We start from the raw sequence: 19,077 nt of genomic DNA, 5'->3' as shown, positions 1-19,077 counted from the left end.
GGCCCGCTGCGTGTACCAGGCCTGGTGAGCGCGGTGGAACGCGCCCAGCCCGAGGTGGGGCCCCCCCCCCGGGGGGGGCCCCGGGGGGGCCGGTAGCCGGCCCGGCCGCCCCCCGGGCGGACGCCCCCGTCGCCGCGCGCCGCGCCCCGCGTCCGCCGGGGGGCCCGGTCCCCTAGGGCCCGCGCGCCCCACGCCTCGGTGTGGACCCGGACGAGCTGGTCCGGCTGGCCGGTCGCAAGCACGGACTCGTAGCGCTCGACGGCCTCCTCGTCCGGGGAGGAGCGGTGCTTCCTGGCCACGAGACCCGAGTGTAGCCCCGGGGTTGCACATCGCCACCGCACAGGTGAACGATTACATGAGCATTCCTCATGTCGAGGCATCCGGCTCCTGCATGCACCGATGCGTGACAAGGGAGTGGGCATGCGCACCACACCACGACGCCTGCTCACCCTCGCAGTCGCACTCCCGACCACGACCGGCCTCATGCTGGCCGCCGGCGCCGGGGCCCAGGCGGCGACCCCCGGGAGCACCACCTGTTCGGGCGGCTCGATCCAGGCGCCGGCCACCCTGCCGCCCGGCAGCTACAAGAACGTCGAGATCGCCGGCTTCTGCGGCCTCGACCCCAGCGTAGCGATCAGCGGCAACGTCACCGTCAACCCCGGGGCGGCCCTCCAGCTCTCCGGCTCGGCCATCGGCGGCAACCTCAGCGTCGGCTCCGGTGCGATCCTGTTCGCCTTCGGCGCGCACGTGGGCGGCAACGTCAGCGCGACCGGCGCGCACGCGCTCTACCTGTTCTTCGGCCAGGTCGGCAAGAACGTCACCTTCCAGGGCGGCGGCTCCGGGCGCAACTGCACGGACCCCGACCCGAGCACGAGCTTCGGCAACGACACGATGGTGAAGGACAGCCACATCGCGGGCAATGTGACGTTCACGGGATGGGCGGGCTGCTGGTTCGGCCTCCTGCGCAACACGGTCGGCGGCAACGTGACCGTCTCGAACATGTACGCGAACCCGCTGAACATCAACTTCCCGGGAACGCCGGACCAAGCTGACCAGGGCCTCGACTCGACGAAGATCGGGGCGAACATGGTCGGCGGCGTGCTGAGCTGCAGCGCGAACACGCCGGCGGCGCAGTTCGGTGACTCGGGGGCCGCGCCGAACGTGGCGCGGAAGGCCGTCGGGGAGTGCGCGGCGCTGGTGTAGGCCGTCGTACGACAGGAAGACACGCCAGGACCTCCTTCCGGACGGGGTTCGGAAGGAGATCTCTGGCCGCCGGGCCGTTATCCACAGGCGTGAAATGTAAGGTTCCTTTCCTGCGAGAATCCTTGTGTGGTCACGGCCTATATCGACGAATCAGGCGGCAGCGGCAAGGAGTCGCTCAACGTCTACATCCTCGCTGCGACCATCCCCCTGACAGACGACACGGATCGCTGCCGGGACCGGCTCCGTGCCCTGAAGCCCACCGAGGCGCGCAAGCTGCACTGGTATCGGGCGAACGACCTCGATCGCACGCGGATCGTCCAGACGATCGCCGACCTCGACGTGATGCACGTGGTCGTCGAGAGCGTCGAGCCGCCAAGCACCCGCGACGAGCGGCACCGTCGCCTCTGCCTCCGGATGCTCCTCGCCCGCCTTGACCAGATGGGCGTCGGGGACGTCGTCATGGAGTCGCGGGGCCCGGGTTCCAACCACCGCGATCGCACGATGATCAACACGATGCGGGTCGACCGCACGATCTCGGCCGGGATGGAAGTCTCGCATCGCGATGGACCGTTCGAACCGCTGCTGTGGATCCCGGACGCGGTGTGCGGCGCGGTCGTCGACCGGCGGCTCGGGAGGCCGCACTTCCTCTCGCACGTGCAGGAGACGATCGAGTGGATCACCCGGGGCGTCTGATCGAGGCCCTTAAACGGCGCAACCACCCGGCCCCACTATCCGCAGGATCTCCAAGGTGGTCACTTCCGACACCCATCACGGTGCCGACTTGTTAAGTGTGCCATATCAGTCCGGGAATGCGCCAGCTCTTTCGGGGCTTCGGTCAGCTTCGCGAACCGGCGACGCCGGCACTCGTCAGAGTCGCCGGCGTACGCGGGGTGGGAGGGGGGCGTGGTCGCGGGGTTGGGCGCGGAGCGCGAATCCGAACGCGAGCGCGGCGGCGAAGGCGAGGATCAGCGCCGGGATGCCGAAGCCGAAAGCCGACGCCAGCGGGCGGCCCAGGAGGGCCACGACCCCCACGATCACGGCGATGACTTTCAGTCGTATCCATGCGCGGGGGGACAGGCCCGAGCGCACGCGTTCGATCCCCGGTGCGGGGTCATCGGCGAAGCGGTACGCGGAGACGGCGAAGAGGCATGCGCTCATCATTCCGAAGAAGTACGGGAGCAGGAAGAGCCCGAGCGCCGCGATACCCGCCGATTGGGACCGCCTGAGCCATCGGACGTCGACATCCTCCCAGCGCGTGTACGCGCGGAAGCCGAAGACCCATTGCGCGAACAGCACAGTGACGAGGATCGAGGCCGTCGTGATCAGGTACGGCTTCAGCAACGGGACCGGCGGGAACCACGCGAGGATGACCACCAGGATGGCGACGAGCAGCGGAGGCAGCAGCCAGTCCCACACCCGCAACGGCACCCCCGGCGGCACGACGAGCGGCGCGTCGTTGTGCGCGGAGTCCGGCGAGGGGTCAGGCGCGGAGTCCGGCGCCGGCGCATCACCCTGGGTCACGCCGTGAGCTTAGCGCCGCCCGCGCCTCACGCCTCCGGGATCACCATCGCGAACCGCTCCGGGCGCGCCACGTCCGGGTCCGGTCCGTTGCGCACGCCCGCGTCGAGCGCGTCGATGCGGGCCAGCTCCTCGTCGGTCAGCGTGAAGTCGAAGACGTCGAAGTTCTCCGCGATGCGGCCCGGGTTCACCGACTTCGGGATGGCCGAGCGGCCCTGCTGGAGGTGCCAGCGCAACATCACCTGGGCCGGGGTCTTGCCGTGGGCGCGGGCGAGGTCGGCGAGCGCCGGGTCCTCCATCACGTTGCGGCGCTGCTCGCCCCAGCCCGGGTAGAAGGTGATGCCGCCGATCGGGGACCAGGCCTGCGTGACGATGCCGTGCGCGGCGTCCGCGGCCTGAACGTCCGGCTGGGTGAAGTAGGGGTGAAGCTCCACCTGGTTCACCGCCGGGACCACGCCGGCCTCGGCGAGCAGCCGGTCCAGGTGGTGGGGCAGGAAGTTGCTGACGCCGATCGCGCGCACGCGGCCGTCGGCGAGGAGGGTCTCCAGCGCCTTGTACGCAGCGACCGTCTGGTCGAAGCGGTCGGGCGCGGGCTGGTGGAGGATGAGGAGGTCGAGCTGCTCGAGGCCGAGCTTGCCTGCGGCCTTCTCCCACGCGTGCAGCGTCCGGTCGTAGCCGTAGTCGGACACCCAGACCTTGGTCTCCACGAAGACGTCGCCGCGGTCGAGGCCGGAGCGGCGCAGGCCCTCGCCGACCTCCCGCTCGTTGCCGTACGCGGCCGCGGTGTCGATGTGCCGGTAGCCGGTCGCCAGTGCCGCCTCCACCGCCTGGGTGGTCTCCTCGGGCGGGCTCTGGAAGACGCCGAGCCCGAGCGCGGGCATCGTGACGCCGTTGTTGAGGGTGAGTTCGATGGTCATGGCCACCACGCTAAACGTCCCCGCCGAAGGCAGGGAGGCCGCGCCAGTGCCTCCCTCCGCTGCCCCGCGCGGCGTAGCGTCGGGGTATGACCAACAGCGACGATGTGCGGGACTTCCTCACCTCCCGCCGCGCCCGGCTCACACCGGAGCAGGCCGGGCTGCCCGCGTACGGCGGCAACCGCCGGGTCTCCGGGCTGCGCCGCGAGGAGGTCGCGATGCTCGCCGGCGTGAGCGTCGACTACTACACGCGGCTGGAGCGCGGGAACCTGTCCGGCGCCTCCGACAGCGTGCTGGAGGCGCTCGCCCGAGCGCTCCAGCTCGACGAGGCGGAGACCGCGCACCTCTACGACCTGGCGCGGGCCGCGGACGTCGCGCCGCGCATCCGCCGCCGGCGCAGCCCGCAGACCGTGCGGCCCAGCCTCCAGCGGGTCATCGACGCGATCACCGGCGCCCCCGCCTGGGTGCGCAACGACCGCGGCGACGTCCTCGCCGCCAACGAGCTCGGCCGGGCGCTCTACCTCGACCTGATGGCGGAGCCCGTGAAGCCGCCGAACGCGTCGCGCTTCACGTTCCTCAACCCGAAGTCGCGCGCGTTCTACGCGGACTGGGAGCGGGCCGCCGACGACATGGTCGCCATCCTCCGCTCGGCCGCGGGCCGCAACCCGTACGACAAGGACCTCACCGACCTCGTCGGCGAGCTGTCCACCCGCAGCGAGGAGTTCCGGACCCGCTGGGCGCGGCACGACGTCAAGTACCACCGCACCGGCCGCAAGCGCGTGCACCACCCGATCGTCGGCGACCTCGACCTGGCCTTCGAGGCGTTCGAGCTGCCGGGCGAGCCTGGGCTGCGCATCAACGTGTACACGGCCGACCCCGGCACGCCGTCGGAGGACGCCCTGAAGCTGCTGGCGAGCTGGGCGGCCACGCAGCGGGAGGCGGAGGCCGACGCCGGGGCCGCGCGCCCCGACATCACGATCAACGACTAGGAGACCCCCGTGGAACTGCTCCCCGACTCCCCGACCACCCCCGGCCCCGCCGACCTCTTCACCGGGACCGTCCACTTCGACGTCATCGCCGCCGGCGCCGCGCCCTCCCGCCTCCGCGTCAACCTCGTCCGCTTCGCGCCCGGCTCCCGCACCGCCTGGCACCGGCACGCGAACGGCCAGACCCTACACGTGACGCAGGGCGTCGCCCTCATGCAGTCCCGCGGCGGCGAGGTGCTGGAGGTGCGCCCCGGCCAGACCGTCCACACGCCGCCCGGCGAATGGCATTGGCACGGGGCCGACCCCGAGCACTTCATGGAGCACCTGGCCATGTGGGAGGCGCTCGGCGACGGGCAGGACGGCCCGGAGACCGAGTGGGCCGAGCACGTGACCGACGCCGAGTACGAGAGCCGGTCCTGACGGAATGCGCCGAGCACGGGAGCACGCCCTGACCGCCCGCAGCAGCGAGCGCGAGCGCCGCCGCTTCGCCCGGGACGTGCAGCGCACCATCTCCGCGCTGCCCGAGGACGAGGACGCGCTGCTGCGGGTGGAGGCCGCCCTCCGCTCCGCGCCGGGGTTCGCAGCCGTTCCCCCGCTCCGGTGGCTGTTCCGCCGCCCCGCCGCCGACCTGGGCGCCGAGAAGCCCGGCCGCACGAAGGAGAAGAGATGACCGACAACCCCCTCACCGTGCTCGTCGTGGGCGCCACCGGCAGCATCGGCCGGCTCGTCGTGGCCGAGGCGCTGCGGCGCGGGCACCGCGTGACGGCGCTGGTGCGCGACGCAGCCAGGGCCGAGCGCGTCCTCCCGGCCTCCACCGAGCTCGTGGTCGGCGACCTCACCCGGCCGGCGACGCTCGGCGCTGCGGTGGAGGGCGCCGACGCCATCGTCTTCACACACGGGTCCGGCACCCGGGAGGCCGACGTGCGCGAGATCGACTACGCCGGTGTCGTCAACGTGCTCGCCGCTGCGGCTGGCCGTCCCGTCCGGATCGCCCTCATGACCGCCGTCGGCACGACGCGGCCCGGCACTCCGTACGCGGGATGGAAGCGCCGCGGCGAGCGCCTGGTCCGCGCGAGCGGGAACCGCTACACGATCGTGCGCCCGGGCTGGTTCGACTACAACAGCGCGGACCAGCGCGCGATCGTCTTCCGCCAGGGCGACACCGCCCAGTCGGGCACGCCAGCGGACGGCGTCATCGCCCGGGACGAGATCGCCCGCGTGCTGGTCGACGGCCTCGCGAACCTGGCGGCGGATCGCCGGACGCTGGAGCTCGTTGCGACCGACGGTCCCGAACAGGACGACCTGACACCGCTGTTCGCGGCGCTCACTCCGGATGCGCCCGGTGCCCTGGACGGCGCGCTCGACGCGGCGACAGCCCCGCCGGCGGCCGAACCGCAGCGCTTCCGCGACGACCTCGCAGCGCTCGAAGCCCTCCGCGGGTAGACCGAAGGGCACGTAGTTGTCGCTTTCCCATGCGGGAAGCGACAACAACGTGCCCTTCGATGGTGCGAGGCTCCGGTTACTTGGCCGGCGGCATCAGCACCGAGTCGATCAGGTACACGGTCGCGTTGGCGGTGTGCACGCCGCCGCAGATGACGTTCGCGTCGTTCACCTTGAGGTTGTCGCCGGAGCCGGTGACCGTGACGGTCCCGCCCTCGACGGTCTTGTGGGTGCCCACGATGTCCTTCGGCGAGAGCTGGCCGGGGATGACGTGGTAGGTGAGGATGCTGGTCAGCGTCGGAGCGCCGGCGGGCGTCTTGAGGGTGTTGATCGTCGCCGGGTCGATCTTCTTGAACGCGTCGTCGACCGGGGCGAACACCGTGAACTGGCCGCTGTTGAGGGTGTCGACCAGGTTCACGCTCGGGTTGAGCTTGCCGGAGACGGAGGCGACGAGGGTCGTCAGCAGGGGGTTGTTGCTCGCCGCGGTCGCGACCGGGTCCTGGGCCATCCCCTGCACGGAGCCGGCGCCGGACGGCACAGCCTTGGCGTAGGTGGCGCAGCCGGGGCCGACCAGGTCGGCGGACGGGTCCATCGACGCCGAGGCCGACGGGGAAGACGACTTCATGGAAGAGCTGCTGCTCGTCGACGCCGAACCGGCTCCGGACGAGCAGGCGGTGAGCGCGAGGGCGGCGGCGGCGAGGATGCCGGCGGCGGCGAGGCGGGTGCGAGTTGTGGATCGCATGTTGTTCTCCTTCTTGGTGGTGCGCCTTGTGAAGCTCCGAGCAGGTGCAGATCGGGAGGCCGCGTCGGCGGCCGTCAACAGGGATTCGTCCTCGGTGCCCGATCGGATTGGAAGTGGTCGCCGAGTGTCACGTCCCAATCCGCTGGGCGCCTCCGCGCCGAACAGCACTCATGAGGATCAGCAGGAGAACCGTCGCGGCCGGGGGCTGGGCAGCACTCGCGGGAGCGGTGAGCGGTGGCGTCTTCGTCGCGGTCGCCGAGGTGGTCGCGCTGCTCGCCGCCCGGGAGGCCGGCCCGCTGATCGCGGTCGGATCGTTCGTCATCGACATCGTGCCGCGCTGGGCGAAAGAGCTCGCGATCGAGCTGTTCGGCTCGAACGACAAGCTCTTCCTGCTGTCCTCGCTCGGGTTCGCGGTGTTCGTGGCCGCGGCGGTCGTGGGGATCCTGGAGCTCTGGCGCCGGTGGGTGGGCGTCGCGCTGTTCGGGGTCGCGGGCATCGCGGCCGTCGCCGCCACCGTGACCCGGGCCGACGCGAGCCCGCTGGGGTTCCTGCCCTCCACGATCGGAGCGCTCGCGGGTGCGGCGGCGCTGTACCTGCTCGTCGGGGCGCTGCGGCGCTGGCGGGATGCCCGCGACCATGACAGCGCGACGGCGGGCGTCGACCGCCGCCGGTTCCTCCTCTTCACCGGCGCCGGCGCGGCGTTCGCGGTGCTGGCCGGCGTCGGGTCACAGCTCGGGTCGGCCGCGACCTCCTCGATCGCGGCGATCCGTGCCGCGCTGCACCTGCCGGCGCCCCTGTCCCGGGTCACGGTGCCGGCCGGCGCCGACCTCCACCTGAAGGACCTCTCGCCGCTCTTCACCCCCAACAAGGACTTCTACCGGGTGGACACGGCGCTGTCGGTCCCGTCGATCGACCCGTCGAACTGGCGGCTCACCATCGACGGGATGGTCGAGCAGCGGGCGGAGTTCAGCTTCCGCGACCTGCTGTCGATGGGGCTGCGCGAGTACGCGATCACGCTGACCTGCGTCTCCAACCAGGTCGGCGGCAATCTGCTCGGCAACGCCCGCTGGCTCGGAGTGCCGGTGCGCGAGGTGCTCGCCCACGCCCGCCCGCGGAACGGCGCCGACATGGTCCTCTCCCGCAGCATCGACGGCTTCACCGCCGGCACGCCGCTGTCCGCGCTCACCGACCCCGGCCGCGACGCCATCCTCGCGGTCGGGATGAACGGAGAGCCGCTTCCCCTCGAGCACGGCTTCCCGGTGCGGATGGTCGTCCCCGGCCTCTACGGCTACGTCTCGGCGACCAAGTGGCTCACCGAGCTGAAGGTCACGACGTTCGCCACCGACCAGGCCTACTGGACGCCCCGCGGCTACAGCGAGAAGGCGCCGATCAAGCTCTCCAGCCGCATCGACACCCCGCGCATCGACCGATCGCTCTCGGCCGGCCCGACGAAGATCGCGGGTGTCGCCTGGGCGCAGACGGTCGGCATCCAGAAGGTCGAGGTGCAGGTCGACGGCGGCCCCTGGCAGCAGGCGCAACTCGCGGCACCGATCAACGCCGACACCTGGGTGCAGTGGTCGCTCGACTGGAATGCCACGAGCGGCAGTCACACCATCGCCGTCCGGGCGATCGACCGGGCCGGGAGGCTGCAGGAGGAGAAGCGCACCCCGATCGCGCCGAACGGGTCGACGGGGTGGCAGTCGACGCTGGTGCGGGTGGGGTAGAGCCGCCAGACTGGCGCAATGACGGCCGCCTCGAAGGAGACCCAGCGCCAGCGTCGGACTTGGCGCAGGCAGGCCGCCCGCTACGACCGCTCGGTCGGCAAGGCCGAGTTGACCATGCTCGCGGGCAGCCGGGAGTGGGTCGGCGTGCGGGCGAGCGGGCGCGTGCTGGAGGTCGCGGTCGGGAGCGGGCGCAGCCTCCCGTACTATCCGGCCGGGGTCGAGGTGGTGGGCATCGACCTGAGTCCCGAGATGCTCGCGATCGCGCGCCGCAGAGCCGCGGAGCTCGGACGAACCGTGGACCTCCGCGAGGGGGATGCCGAGGCGCTGCCGTTCGCCGATGGCGAGTTCGACACGGTCGTGTGCGCGCTCGCGCTGTGCTCGATCCCGCAGCCCGGGGTCGCGCTGGCCGAGATGGCGCGCGTCGTCGTGCCGGGCGGCTCCGTCGTGCTGGTCGACCACACCCGCAGCGACCGTGCCCTGGTCTACGCCGGGCAGTGGCTGATCGAGCGGATCAGCATCCCGCTCCAAGGCGAGCACCTGACCCGGCGGCACCGGGCCGAGGTGGAGGCCGCAGGCCTGGAGGTCGTGGAGCACGAGCGCCTCCGCTCCGGCTCCGTCGAGCGCATCCGGGCCACCCGCCCGCGCTGACCGCCGAGGGGCACGTGGAAGCCCGCCCGGTGCGTTGGATGGTTGGACGCACCGGACGGGCTGGCATTACGGAGAAGCGGGACGGATCAGCCGTTCGCGCCGGCCGGCGTCGTGGTGGTCTTGAAGCCCTCCAGCTTGTTCGCCGCGTCCGCCCACTTGTTGCTGAAGGTGTCGCTGATCTTCACCTTCGAGGTGTCGACGCCGATGGTCTTCTCCATGTCGAAGATGACCTTCGGGCCGCCGGCGGGCATGATGCCGTCCGGCAGGAACTGGCCCTTGTCGGTCGACAGGCCGTCGATGTACTGCTGCTTGGAGATCGTGCTGTTCTGCACGAAGTCCTGCGGCATCTTGTTCGCGATGTCCGCGGCGGAGTGCGACGCGATCCAGTGCATCGTCGCGACGAGCGCGTCGACCACCTTCTGCGCGGCGTCCCCGTGGCTCTTCACCCAGCTCGCGTTCGCCAGCAGACCGGCCGCCGGCCACGCGCCGCCGAGCGCCTTGGTCGCGCCCTTCGTCGTCGCCATGTCGACCGCCGAGACGGCGAGCTTCTGCGAGGTGAGCGCGCCGACCGTCGGCTGCGTGGTCATCACGCAGTCCGCGGAGCCGCGCTGGATGGCCGCGATGGCCGTCGCGCCGGCGTGGACGGCGATGGTGTTGTACTCCTTCTTCGTCACGCCCTGCTTGGCGGCGAGGAACTGGGTCAGCTCGTCGGTGCCCGAGCCGAGGTCGGTGACGCCCATGTTCTTGCCCTTGAAGTCGGCGGCCGAGGTGACGCCCGCCTTCGGGTTGCACATCACCCGCTCGCCGGGGGCGCCGGAGAGCTGGACGAGGTTGATGACGTCCTTGCCCTTCGACTGGAAGTCGACGGTGTGGATGTACCAGGCGCCGGCCATGTCCACCTGGCCGGAGGCCATCGCGTCCTCGGCGCCGACGCCGCCGTTCTGCTCGGTCGAGAGCTCGACGTTCACGCCGTACTTCTTGTAGAAGCCGAGCTGCTGGGCGAGCTGGTAGGGGAGGTAGATCTGCTTGTCGATGCCGCCGACCATCATCTTGACGGTCGGCACCGTGCCGGAGCTGCTGCCGGCCGCCGCGGTGCCGCCTCCACCGCCGGAGCAGGCTGCGAGGCTCAGGGCCACGACGACGCCCGCTGCCGCGATGGCACCGATGCTGCGCTTCTTCATGGGGGTTGTTCCTTTCTTCGTGCCGGACGTGGCCGGCGGTCTGCTTCGTTGCAGGACAGGTGTGGGTGTTGCGGCGCTCAGATCGCCTGAGCCTCGGACCGGCTCGGCGGACGCCACTTGAGGAGGGACTTCTCCAAGAGGGTGATCAGGTACTCGGCTACGAGGGTGACCACGGCGACGATGACCATGCAGGCGAAGACCGTGTCCGGGTCGAAGCTGCCCTGCGCCTGGCTGATGATCAGGCCGACGCCGTGCTGGGCGCCGAGCACCTCGGCCACCAGGGCGCCGATGATCGCGAAGCCGAACGCGGTGTGGAGGCTCGCGATGATCCAGGTCATGGCCGACGGGATGGTCACGTGCCGGGCGACCTGCACCGGCGAGGCGCCGAGGACCCGGACGTTCGCCACCAGGTTCTGGTCGACCTCCCGCACGCCCTGGAAGGCGTTGAAGAAGACCACGAAGAACACGAGCACGGCGGCCAGCAGCACCTTGGGGAAGACGCCGAGGCCGAACGCGACGATGAAGATCGAGCCGAGCACGATGCGGGGGATCGAGTTCACGACCTTGATGTACGGGCCGAAGACCGACGCGAGGTAGCGGTTGGAGCCGAGCAGGATGCCGAACACGACGCCCAGCAGGGTGCCGAGCAGGAACCCGAGGAAGGCCTCCTGGACCGTGATCCAGAGGTTCTCCCAGATGGTCCCGAACGCGGTGCCCTGCGTGAACAGGTGCACCAGGCTGTCCCAGATGCCGGAGGGCTGGCCGTAGAAGAACTTGTCGACCCAGCCGACGGAGGTGAACCACTGCCAGCCACCGACCACGACGATGGCGACGGCGATGCGGCCCACCCACATCCAGGCGACCCGGCGCCGGTAGGCGCGGCGGCCTGCGACCCGGAGCTCGGTCTCGCGCTCGGCGAGCGGGGCTGAGGCGGGCGTGCCCGTCTTCTTGTCTGCGTTGTTCTTCTCTGCGTTGTTCTTCTCTGCGATCGTCATGGTGGTCACGCCGCCGCTCCCGCCGTCTGCTCGTAGGCCCGCGTGACCTCGTCACGGAGCGACTCCCAGATCCGGCCCTGGATGTCGAGGAACTTCTCCTCGTGCCGGATCTCCTGAACGTTGCCGCGCGGTCGCGGCAGGTCGATGTCGAAGATGTCCTTGACCGTTCCGGGGCTGCTGGTCATGATCACCACGCGGTCGGAGAGCGCGACGGCCTCGTCGAGGTCGTGGGTGATGAACAGCACCGACGGCCGCAGCTCCTCCCACAGGGTGAGCAGCTCGGTCTGCATGATCGCCTTCGTCTGCACGTCGAGCGCGCCGAAGGGCTCGTCCATGAGCAGGATGCGCGGGTTGTTGATCAGCGCGGCCGCCATCGCGACGCGCTTGCGCATGCCGCCGGAGAGCTGGTGCGGGTAGCGGTCCTCGAAGCCGGCCAGGCCGACGCGGCGCAGCCAGTCCATCGCGAGGGCCGTGGCCTCCTTCTTCGGCGTGCCGAGGAGGGTGGGGCCGATCATGACGTTGGCCAGCACGGTCTTCCACGGGAAGAGCGAGTCGGCCTGGAACATGTAGCTCACGCCGCTGGTGATGCCGTCCACGATCCGGCCGCCGACGCTGACGGAGCCGCCGCTCGGCCGCTCGAGGCCGGAGACCTGGGCGAGTGTGGTGGACTTGCCGCAGCCGGTCGGGCCGACGATGGCGCAGAACTGGCCGGGCTCGACCGTGAGGGTCACGTCGCGGATGGCCGTGAAGGTCTCACCCTTCGGCGTGAGGAAGCGTTTCGTCAGTCCGACGATGTCGATGCGCGCCGCCTCCTCGGCCGCGGGGGCCGCGGCGGCGCTTCTGGGTCGGTGTTCGACCATGGTTCAAGACCTCTCTGTCTTCGGATGCACGAGTTCCGTGTGCATGCCGTGTGATCACCGATGCTCCCCCGCGGGCCCCGCAGCTGTCTCGCTTGCGCCCGATTCACCCGCTTGTGTGCGTTGTCGCAGGTTTTGCGCATTCTGGGCGCACGCGCTCCCCAGCAGGAGATGAAACAATCTCGGGTGATGCGACGACGGATCAGACGACTCTCGAGCCAGATACTCCTGGCTCAATTGGCGATCCTCGTCGTCTCGATGCTGGTCGGCTTCCTCCTGCTGGCGCAGACCGCACGCAGCAACCTCGACTCCGACTACCAGGCGCGGGCCGCCGCGATCGCGCAGACCTTCGCGGGCATCCCGAACGTCCAGGACTGCATGGCGCACGGCGGGACGGGCTGCGACGCGACCATCCAGAACCTGGCGTCGCAGACCGCGAACAGCACCGGCGCGGCGTACGTCGTGGTGATCGACCGGAACCGCGTGCGGCACTCGCACCCCGACGCGGCGCTGATCGGGCAGAAGGTGGAGGAGCCCTTCGTCGCCGCCGACGGCAAGGTGCACCTGCGCACGGACACCGGCGCGACCGGCGTCAACGCGAACGCCCGGGTGCCCCTGTACGCACCGGCGTCGGACCAGATCATCGGTGAGGTCTCGGTCGGCATCCGGGAGAGCTCGGTGGCGAGCGAGCTGCTGTCCGAGCTGCCCGCCTACGGTTCGTGGTTCGTGCTGGCGCTCGCGATCGGCGCGCTCGCGTCGTTCGGGCTGGCCAGCCTCCTCAAGCGCCGCACCTTCGGCCTCGAACTCGACGAGATCGCGCGGCTGCTGCAGGAGCGCGAGGCCACGCTGCACGGCATCCGGGAGGGCGTCATCGCCATCGACCCGGCAGGCCGGATCACCGTCGTCAACGACGAGGCCCAGCGGCTGCTGCGGCTGCCGGAGGGCGCCAGGGGACGACTACTGGCGGACGTGCTGGTCGCCGGCCCGATCCGCGACACCCTGACCGGCACGTCAGAAGTGAAGGACGCGATCGCGATCACCGACGACCACGTGCTCGTGATCAACCGGATGCCGGTGAAGCTGGGCAACCGACCGCACGGCGCCGTGTTCACCCTCCAGGACCGCACCGAGCTGATCGGGCTGACCCGCGAGCTCGACGGCGAGCGCAGCTTCAGCGAGTCCATCCGGGCGCAGCAGCACGAGTTCTCCAACCGGATGCACGCCGTGTCCGGCCTCCTGGAGCTCGGGAGGACGAAGGAGGCGCTGGAGTACCTCAACGAGATCCGCGGCACGACCGCCGACCTCGACGCCACCCTGCGCTCGCACATCGGCTCGCCGCTGATCGTCGGCCTCCTGCTGGGCAAGGCCGCGGAGGCGAACGAGCGCGGCATCGAGCTGGTGATCGCGCCGGACACCGACCTCGGCGAGGCGCCGGAGCGGGTGCAGGCGCTGACGACGATCCTCGGCAACCTGATCGACAACGCGTTCGACGCCCTGTCCGGGGCTCCCGCGCCGCGACGGACGGTGGTCAGCGTCGTGGAGACGCCGGAGTCGGTGACGGTGCGGGTCGCGGACAACGGACCGGGCGTCCCCAGCACGGAGCTCCCGCGGATCTTCGAGAGCGGGTACTCGACCAAGCGCGGCTCGCTCGTGCGGCACAGCGGGCTCGGGCTGTCGCTCGTGCACTCGACCGTGACCAAGCTCGGCGGGACCGTGACGGTCTCCGGCGGGCCCGGCGCGACGTTCACGATCGTGCTGCCGCGTCACGCGGCTGTGGAGGCTGCCCCCGCTCCCGCGCGCACGGAACGAGCCGCACGATGAGCGCGCAGCCGGGAACGCCGTCGCTGAGCGTGCTGGTGGTCGACGACGACTACCGCGTGGCCTCCGTGCACGTCGGGTTCGTGGAGGCCGTCCCCGGCTTCCGCGTCGCCGGCCAGGCCCACACGGCGGCCGACGCCCTCCGGCTGGCCGGCGAGCTGCGGCCCGACCTCGTGCTGATGGACGTCTACCTCCCGGACGGGGACGGCCTCCAGGTCGTGCGGAGCCTGCTCGGCGAGCCGTCGGCGCCCGCGGTGATCGTCATCTCGGCGGCGAACGACATCGCCACCGTGCGCAAGGCCGTACAACTCGGCGCGCTGCACTACCTGGTGAAGCCGTTCGGGTTCGCGCAGCTCGCGGAGCGGCTGCAGGCGTTCCGGCGGGCGAACGAGGATCTGGGCGGCTTCCCCGACGAGCCGACCCAGCACGACATCGACCGGGTCTTCGACCTGCTGCGTCCGGCGACGACCGTCCAGGCGGAGGAGCTGCGCAGGCTTGCGCCGACCCTCCAGGCGGTCTACGACGCGGTGGCGGCCGGCGACGGGAGCCAGTCGGCGAACGACGTCGCCGCGGCCGTGGGGATCAGCCGGACGACCGCGCAGCGCGCCCTCACCCAGCTGGAGCAGAGCGACGTGCTGAAGCTGGAGCTGCGGTACGGCGCGACCGGCCGTCCGGAGCACCGCTACGGGGTCAAGCGCCGCTGAGTCAGGAGCGCGTCTGCGCCGACTGCGGCACCAACGACGAACGCGCCGGCCACAAGGGCCAGCCCGATGTAGAGCAGCGTGCGGGTGGCGCGGTCCTCGGTCCGCTGCAGCGACTGGCCGGCCACGATGACGCCGGAGCCGACCGGCTGCGCCACGATCGCGAAGCGGAGGCCCTGCTCGGGCTCCCAGCTCACGGCGTCGCCCTCCCCCGTCGCCTTCGCGTCGTCCAGGACGCCCTGCGCCACCTGGGCCAGCCTGCCGTCGAGGTAGCCGTTCCCGGCGATCGGGGCGCCGTGCGCGTCGTACTGCACCCAGAACGTGCCGAGGTAGGAGGTGAGGTCCACACGGTCGGGCTGCGTGGTGGCCGCCGTGGCCTCCCCGGTGGAGAGCAGCGCGCGCGGGGCGTCCTCCACCGCGTTGCGGCCCGACTGCTGCTCGACGACGTAGAGCGTGGCGAGCCCGCCCGCGAAGAGGGCCTAGGCGGCGACGGCGACGACGATCCTGCGAAACCACATGCTCGAATGATGCGCCTGCGCGTGGCCCGGCGGCATCCGCCTTGCGAGTGATTCCCGGCATTCCGCGGCAGACGCGAACGCGCCCCCACTCCCTCCCGCGCGAACAGGAGGAGGTGAGGGCGCGACTGCTGCGGTGCGGCCTCAGTGGGCCGCGGTGACCGCCGACTCGACCTGGTCGGCGACCTGCTGCACCTGCGAGCCGTAGCCGCCGCTCAGGGCGGTGGTCGCGAGGTGCTGGAGGTCGGCGGACTGCGCCGAGGCCGGAGCCGAGGCGAGCTGCGACAGGTCGCTGCGCAGCGAGTCGGGGAGCTTCGACGCGAGCTGGCTGTCGCCGGTCACGGCCGAGGCGATGCCGGTGACCTCGGAGCTGAGCTGCGAGGTGGCGCCCGACGTCGAGCCGGAGCCGAGGAGGTCGCCGCTCTGCAGGCCGGAGAGCAGGCCCTTGACGTCGAGGCCCTTCAGGTCGAGGCCGCCCTGGGCGTTGCCGTCCTGGTGGTCGCCGGCCTGGTCGTCGCTGTGCTCGGTCGCGCCCTTGAGCTGGTCGGCGAGCTTCTGGATGGCGCTGCCGTAGCCGCCGCTCAGCGAGGTCGAGACGAGCTTCTTGGCGTCAGCCGTGCGGTCCTGCGACGCGGCGTTCGCGAGGGTCTTCAGGTCGCTCTGCAGGCTGTCCGGCAGCATCGAGAAGACCGGGGTGTCCGCCACGATCTTCTTGGCGAGCTTCTGCGCCTTGGCGCCGTTGATGTGCCCGTTGAAGAGCGCGTGCACCTGGCCGGACAGCGAGAAGCCGTGGCCGAGGTCGAACCCGGCGGAACCACCGGTCGAGCCCGAACCGCCGGGCGTCGAGGTCGAGACCGTCGCCGAGCCGGAGCCGGCAGCACCGGTGTCGCCGGTGGCCGCGAAAGCCCCCTGCGCCCCCACGCCGATGAGTGCTCCAGCCGCCACGATCGAGGCGGCGCCGATCACGACGCGACGAGCGCCGAACGCGGTGCGGGTGGTTCCGGAGGTGTTCTGGATGGTGTTCTTCACGTGGATCCTTTCCGTCGCCCACGACGAGGCCGGCAGGGGTGCCGGCCTGAGTCGACCGAGGGCATTCGGCGACGTTACGAGACCCGTCTGGGCCTCCCGTCCGTACCCTCTGCGAGGTCGCGAAGAGCACTTGAAGCCGCCGGGGCATCGCGGTAGCGGGCGAGCATACCGACCGGTATGGAGCCACTCACGGGGCTACCACGACCGGCCTCCGCGGGTGCACCATGAGGGCAGCGGCGGGCCAGGCCGTCCGGCCGAGCCGTGAGATAAGAGCGGGAGCACCGGGTTTCAGGCGGCCCACCCCACGGGCAGCGCCAAGCAGACAACGGCTGGTCCCACCCGCCGCCGGACGGCCGCGACAAGCCGAGAGGGGAACGACGATGGACGATCTCGAGGGGACGGCGGCAGAGCGCCTCGACCGGCTCGCCGCAGTGGACGCCGGCGAGGTGACCCACGACTGGACACGCCGCCAGCTCGAGCGCGCACTGCGGGACTGGTCGGAGGACCAGGACACGCTGTCCGTGCTGGGCGAGGGGCGCGAGGACTACTAGCGGTCAGGCGCATGACCTTTCATTTCACACCGGCCGGAAGGCTCTAGACAGGCGCGGTTCCGCAGCGCTACCTTCCGAACATGTCCAGCACTCAACCATCCGCGTTCGCGTCGTTCTCGCTCAACGGGCAGGACCTGACGAAGTCGGCCATCAACAGTGTCCGCGTCGCTCTCGGGATCAGCGGCGCCGTCGCCCTGATCATCGGCGTCATCATCGTGTTCTGGCCGAGGACCGCCGCGGTCGGCCTCACGGTCCTGATCGCCATCTCACTGCTCATCTCGGGCATCGCCTACCTCGGCATCGGCATCTTCGCGCGGGGGATCGGCGGCGGGGCGAGAGGGCTCGACATCGCCTTCGGCATCCTGCTGATCGTCGGCGCGATCGTGGCGTTCGCCAACCTGGCGGGCACGACGGCGTTCCTCGCGGTCTTCATCGGCATCCTGGTCGGCATCGCGTGGATCGTGGAGGGCGCGATGACGTTCGCCCAGCTCGGGGACGCGCCGTCGCGCGGCTGGTCGATCTTCTTCGGCATCCTGAGCATCGTCGCCGGCATCGTCCTGCTGTTCACCCCGCTGTGGGGGATCGTGGTGCTGTTCATCCTCGCCGGGATCAGCCTCATCGTGCTCGGGATCGTGCAGATCGTGCGCGCGATCACGTTCGGGCGCGGGATCGCGACGCCGGCGAGCTGAGGCGGAGCCGGCGTCGGCGGCCGGTGGCACACTGGGCCTGTGCTCCTCGACACGATCGTCACCACGCTGGAGACCGTCGCGGGAACGCGCTCGCGACTGGCCAAGGTCGACGCGCTCGCCGGCCTGCTCGGCGACCTGCGGCCCGACGAGCTCGCCCCGGCGGTCGGCTTCCTTGTCGGCAAGCCGCGCCAGGGCCGGGTCGGCGTCGGGTGGCGCAGCGTCGGGGCGATGATGGGCGGGGTGGGGGCGGACGCATCGACGTTGACGGTCCTCGACCTGGACGCCCTGCTCGGCGAACTGGCCGCGCTCGGCGGTGAGGGCTCCGCGCGCGACCGCAGTGCCGCGCTGCGCGACTTCGCGGCCCGCGCGACGCCGGGCGAGCAGGACCTCCTGGCCCGCGTCCTGCTCGGCGAGATGCGCACCGGCGCCCTGGAGGGCGTCCTCCTCGACGCCATCGCCCGCACTGCCGACCGACCCGCGCCGGACGTGCGCAGGGCCGCCATGCTGACGGGCGACCTCGGCGCGACCGTGGTGCTGGCGCTGACCGGCAGCGCCGAGGAGCTCGCCGCAGTCGGCCTCGTGGTCGGCCGGCCGGTGCTGCCGATGCTCGCGGCCACCGCATCCTCCGCCGCGGCCGCGCTGGAGACGACCGGCCGCGCGTCGGTCGAGTACAAGCTCGACGGCGCGCGCATCCAGGTGCACCGCTCGGGAGACAGCGTGCGGGTCTTCACCCGGACGCTCGCCGACATCACCCACCGTGTTCCGGAGGTCGTGGAGATCGTGCGCCGGCTGCCCGCCCGGGACCTCGTTCTCGACGGCGAGACGCTGGCCCTCGACGAGGACGGCGGCCCGCGACCTTTCCAGGAGACGATGTCCCGCTTCGGCGCGGACGGGCGCGAGACGTTGCTGCACCCGTGGTTCTTCGACATCCTCCATGTGGACGGGCGCGACCTGCTGGACGAGCCGCTGTCGGTCCGGCTCGCGGAGCTGGAGCGCGTCGCCGGCGAGCACCGCATCCCCGGCGAGGTCACCGACGACCCTGACACCGCCGAGCGCGTCTCCCGCGACGCCCTCGCCGCCGGCCAGGAGGGCGTCGTCGTCAAGGCGATCGACTCGCCGTACGCCGCGGGGCGCCGCGGCGCGAGCTGGATCAAGGTCAAGCCGGTGCTCACCTACGACCTGGTCGTGCTGGCGTGCGAGTGGGGTTCCGGGCGGCGCGTCGGGATGCTCTCCAACCTCCACCTCGGCGCGCGCGACCCGGACGGCGCGTTCGGCGAGCCCGGCGGCTTCGTGATGGTCGGCAAGACGTTCAAGGGCCTCACCGACGAGCTGCTGCGCTGGCAGACCGAGGAGTTCCAGCGGATCGAGGTGCGCCGCACGCCGGGGACCGTGTGGGTGGCGCCGACGACCGTGGTCGAGATCGCGATCGACGGCGTCCAGCGCTCGTCGCGCTACCCCGGCGGCATCGCCCTGCGCTTCGCCCGGGTCAAGCGCTACCGCGACGACAAGCCGGCGGCCGAGGCCGACACCATCGGCACCCTCCGCGCCCTCCTCCGCGAGTAGCCG

At 71.4% G+C, this 19,077-nt stretch carries 21 protein-coding genes; 13 read left to right on the top strand and 8 right to left on the bottom strand.

Going from position 1 to position 19,077, the window contains the following annotated elements:
* The first annotated feature begins 420 nt into the window (after positions 1–420).
* Together ACFQ9V_RS08405 and ACFQ9V_RS08400 are read left to right on the top strand one after the other, a co-directional pair.
* Positions 421–1,203: a hypothetical protein gene (locus ACFQ9V_RS08405; RefSeq protein WP_382458714.1), complete on the top strand. Its 783-nt coding sequence runs from the start codon at positions 421–423 to the stop codon at positions 1,201–1,203.
* 126 nt (positions 1,204–1,329) lie between these two features.
* A complete protein-coding gene (locus ACFQ9V_RS08400) occupies positions 1,330–1,896 on the top strand; it encodes a hypothetical protein (protein WP_382458713.1) in 567 nt (188 codons plus the stop codon).
* A 174-nt stretch (positions 1,897–2,070) separates the two neighbouring features.
* On the opposite strand, the gene ACFQ9V_RS08395 is transcribed toward ACFQ9V_RS08400, so the two are convergent.
* Both ACFQ9V_RS08395 and ACFQ9V_RS08390 read right to left on the bottom strand, forming a co-directional pair.
* Positions 2,071–2,724, bottom strand: a complete 654-nt coding sequence (locus ACFQ9V_RS08395; protein ID WP_382458712.1) for a hypothetical protein — start codon at positions 2,722–2,724, stop codon at positions 2,071–2,073.
* Positions 2,725–2,750: 26 nt separating this feature from the next.
* Positions 2,751–3,638, bottom strand: coding sequence for an aldo/keto reductase (locus ACFQ9V_RS08390; protein WP_382458711.1), 888 nt, complete (start codon positions 3,636–3,638; stop codon positions 2,751–2,753).
* Between the two features lie 86 nt (positions 3,639–3,724).
* Between ACFQ9V_RS08390 and ACFQ9V_RS08385 the strand changes: the two genes are divergently transcribed.
* From ACFQ9V_RS08385 to ACFQ9V_RS08370, 4 genes are read left to right on the top strand one after another with little or no spacing between them, the layout of a single operon-like run.
* Complete coding sequence (locus ACFQ9V_RS08385; protein ID WP_382458710.1) at positions 3,725–4,624, top strand: helix-turn-helix transcriptional regulator; 900 nt, start codon at positions 3,725–3,727, stop codon at positions 4,622–4,624.
* A gap of 9 nt (positions 4,625–4,633) precedes the next feature.
* Positions 4,634–5,041, top strand: a complete 408-nt coding sequence (locus ACFQ9V_RS08380) for a cupin domain-containing protein (protein ID WP_382458709.1) — start codon at positions 4,634–4,636, stop codon at positions 5,039–5,041.
* A gap of 4 nt (positions 5,042–5,045) precedes the next feature.
* Entirely contained in the window at positions 5,046–5,291 is a 246-nt protein-coding gene (locus ACFQ9V_RS08375) for a hypothetical protein (protein WP_382458708.1), read from the top strand.
* On the top strand, positions 5,288–6,064 hold the full coding sequence (locus ACFQ9V_RS08370) for an SDR family oxidoreductase (protein ID WP_382458707.1): 777 nt from the start codon (positions 5,288–5,290) through the stop codon (positions 6,062–6,064). The genes ACFQ9V_RS08375 and ACFQ9V_RS08370 overlap by 4 nt, the downstream gene beginning before the upstream one ends.
* A gap of 76 nt (positions 6,065–6,140) precedes the next feature.
* Here ACFQ9V_RS08370 and ACFQ9V_RS08365 read toward each other — a convergent pair whose 3' ends face one another.
* Positions 6,141–6,803 (bottom strand): fasciclin domain-containing protein, encoded by a 663-nt coding sequence (locus tag ACFQ9V_RS08365; RefSeq protein ID WP_382458706.1) that lies wholly within the window; start codon positions 6,801–6,803, stop codon positions 6,141–6,143.
* A 170-nt stretch (positions 6,804–6,973) separates the two neighbouring features.
* Between ACFQ9V_RS08365 and ACFQ9V_RS08360 the strand changes: the two genes are divergently transcribed.
* The gene (locus tag ACFQ9V_RS08360; RefSeq protein ID WP_382458705.1) at positions 6,974–8,527 is read left to right on the top strand and encodes a molybdopterin-dependent oxidoreductase; all 1,554 of its coding nucleotides are present in this window, start codon (positions 6,974–6,976) and stop codon (positions 8,525–8,527) included.
* An 18-nt stretch (positions 8,528–8,545) separates the two neighbouring features.
* Positions 8,546–9,175: a class I SAM-dependent methyltransferase gene (locus ACFQ9V_RS08355; protein WP_382458704.1), complete on the top strand. Its 630-nt coding sequence runs from the start codon at positions 8,546–8,548 to the stop codon at positions 9,173–9,175.
* Between the two features lie 86 nt (positions 9,176–9,261).
* Here the strand turns inward: ACFQ9V_RS08355 and ACFQ9V_RS08350 are convergent, their stop codons facing one another.
* The 3 genes from ACFQ9V_RS08350 to ACFQ9V_RS08340 form a co-directional block, all read right to left on the bottom strand.
* A complete protein-coding gene (locus ACFQ9V_RS08350; protein ID WP_382458703.1) occupies positions 9,262–10,356 on the bottom strand; it encodes an ABC transporter substrate-binding protein in 1,095 nt (364 codons plus the stop codon).
* A 77-nt stretch (positions 10,357–10,433) separates the two neighbouring features.
* Positions 10,434–11,351 (bottom strand): ABC transporter permease, encoded by a 918-nt coding sequence (locus ACFQ9V_RS08345; RefSeq protein WP_382458820.1) that lies wholly within the window; start codon positions 11,349–11,351, stop codon positions 10,434–10,436.
* A gap of 5 nt (positions 11,352–11,356) precedes the next feature.
* Positions 11,357–12,211: an ABC transporter ATP-binding protein gene (locus tag ACFQ9V_RS08340; RefSeq protein WP_382458702.1), complete on the bottom strand. Its 855-nt coding sequence runs from the start codon at positions 12,209–12,211 to the stop codon at positions 11,357–11,359.
* Positions 12,212–12,445: 234 nt separating this feature from the next.
* Between ACFQ9V_RS08340 and ACFQ9V_RS08335 the strand changes: the two genes are divergently transcribed.
* The gene (locus ACFQ9V_RS08335) at positions 12,446–14,029 is read left to right on the top strand and encodes an ATP-binding protein (protein ID WP_382458701.1); all 1,584 of its coding nucleotides are present in this window, start codon (positions 12,446–12,448) and stop codon (positions 14,027–14,029) included.
* Positions 14,026–14,730, top strand: a complete 705-nt coding sequence (locus tag ACFQ9V_RS08330; protein ID WP_382458700.1) for a response regulator — start codon at positions 14,026–14,028, stop codon at positions 14,728–14,730. The genes ACFQ9V_RS08335 and ACFQ9V_RS08330 overlap by 4 nt, the downstream gene beginning before the upstream one ends.
* Here ACFQ9V_RS08330 and ACFQ9V_RS08325 read toward each other — a convergent pair.
* Positions 14,709–15,143, bottom strand: a complete 435-nt coding sequence (locus ACFQ9V_RS08325; protein WP_382458699.1) for a hypothetical protein — start codon at positions 15,141–15,143, stop codon at positions 14,709–14,711. The genes ACFQ9V_RS08330 and ACFQ9V_RS08325 overlap by 22 nt on opposite strands.
* A gap of 243 nt (positions 15,144–15,386) precedes the next feature.
* On the bottom strand, positions 15,387–16,271 hold the full coding sequence (locus ACFQ9V_RS08320) for a hypothetical protein (protein WP_382458698.1): 885 nt from the start codon (positions 16,269–16,271) through the stop codon (positions 15,387–15,389).
* A 380-nt stretch (positions 16,272–16,651) separates the two neighbouring features.
* On the opposite strand from ACFQ9V_RS08320, the gene ACFQ9V_RS08315 reads away from it, so the two are divergent.
* The 3 genes from ACFQ9V_RS08315 to ACFQ9V_RS08305 all read left to right on the top strand — a co-directional run bounded on the left by ACFQ9V_RS08315 (position 16,652) and on the right by ACFQ9V_RS08305 (position 19,074).
* Positions 16,652–16,822 (top strand): hypothetical protein, encoded by a 171-nt coding sequence (locus ACFQ9V_RS08315; protein WP_382458697.1) that lies wholly within the window; start codon positions 16,652–16,654, stop codon positions 16,820–16,822.
* 80 nt (positions 16,823–16,902) lie between these two features.
* The gene (locus ACFQ9V_RS08310; RefSeq protein ID WP_382458696.1) at positions 16,903–17,511 is read left to right on the top strand and encodes an HdeD family acid-resistance protein; all 609 of its coding nucleotides are present in this window, start codon (positions 16,903–16,905) and stop codon (positions 17,509–17,511) included.
* 39 nt (positions 17,512–17,550) lie between these two features.
* Positions 17,551–19,074, top strand: coding sequence for an ATP-dependent DNA ligase (locus ACFQ9V_RS08305; protein WP_382458695.1), 1,524 nt, complete (start codon positions 17,551–17,553; stop codon positions 19,072–19,074).
* Positions 19,075–19,077: the final 3 nt, after the last annotated feature.

The sequence above is a fragment of the Leifsonia sp. NPDC056665 genome (assembly GCF_042791795.1).
In the GTDB taxonomy this organism is placed as follows: Bacteria; Actinomycetota; Actinomycetes; order Actinomycetales; family Microbacteriaceae; genus Leifsonia.
This window is presented reverse-complemented; position numbering and strand designations above follow the sequence as displayed.

What these genes read in the sequence shown, in the direction of transcription:
- ACFQ9V_RS08405 (WP_382458714.1), top strand. Translation starts at nt 421, where the DNA reads ATGCGCACCACACCACGACGCCTGCTCACCCTCGCAGTCGCACTCCCG.
- ACFQ9V_RS08390 (WP_382458711.1), bottom strand. Translation starts at nt 3,638, where the DNA reads ATGACCATCGAACTCACCCTCAACAACGGCGTCACGATGCCCGCGCTC.
- ACFQ9V_RS08385 (WP_382458710.1), top strand. Translation starts at nt 3,725, where the DNA reads ATGACCAACAGCGACGATGTGCGGGACTTCCTCACCTCCCGCCGCGCC.
- ACFQ9V_RS08375 (WP_382458708.1), top strand. Translation starts at nt 5,046, where the DNA reads ATGCGCCGAGCACGGGAGCACGCCCTGACCGCCCGCAGCAGCGAGCGC.
- ACFQ9V_RS08370 (WP_382458707.1), top strand. Translation starts at nt 5,288, where the DNA reads ATGACCGACAACCCCCTCACCGTGCTCGTCGTGGGCGCCACCGGCAGC.
- ACFQ9V_RS08365 (WP_382458706.1), bottom strand. Translation starts at nt 6,803, where the DNA reads ATGCGATCCACAACTCGCACCCGCCTCGCCGCCGCCGGCATCCTCGCC.
- ACFQ9V_RS08360 (WP_382458705.1), top strand. Translation starts at nt 6,974, where the DNA reads ATGAGGATCAGCAGGAGAACCGTCGCGGCCGGGGGCTGGGCAGCACTC.
- ACFQ9V_RS08355 (WP_382458704.1), top strand. Translation starts at nt 8,546, where the DNA reads ATGACGGCCGCCTCGAAGGAGACCCAGCGCCAGCGTCGGACTTGGCGC.
- ACFQ9V_RS08350 (WP_382458703.1), bottom strand. Translation starts at nt 10,356, where the DNA reads ATGAAGAAGCGCAGCATCGGTGCCATCGCGGCAGCGGGCGTCGTCGTG.
- ACFQ9V_RS08345 (WP_382458820.1), bottom strand. Translation starts at nt 11,351, where the DNA reads ATGACGATCGCAGAGAAGAACAACGCAGAGAAGAACAACGCAGACAAG.
- ACFQ9V_RS08340 (WP_382458702.1), bottom strand. Translation starts at nt 12,211, where the DNA reads ATGGTCGAACACCGACCCAGAAGCGCCGCCGCGGCCCCCGCGGCCGAG.
- ACFQ9V_RS08330 (WP_382458700.1), top strand. Translation starts at nt 14,026, where the DNA reads ATGAGCGCGCAGCCGGGAACGCCGTCGCTGAGCGTGCTGGTGGTCGAC.
- ACFQ9V_RS08315 (WP_382458697.1), top strand. Translation starts at nt 16,652, where the DNA reads ATGGACGATCTCGAGGGGACGGCGGCAGAGCGCCTCGACCGGCTCGCC.
- ACFQ9V_RS08310 (WP_382458696.1), top strand. Translation starts at nt 16,903, where the DNA reads ATGTCCAGCACTCAACCATCCGCGTTCGCGTCGTTCTCGCTCAACGGG.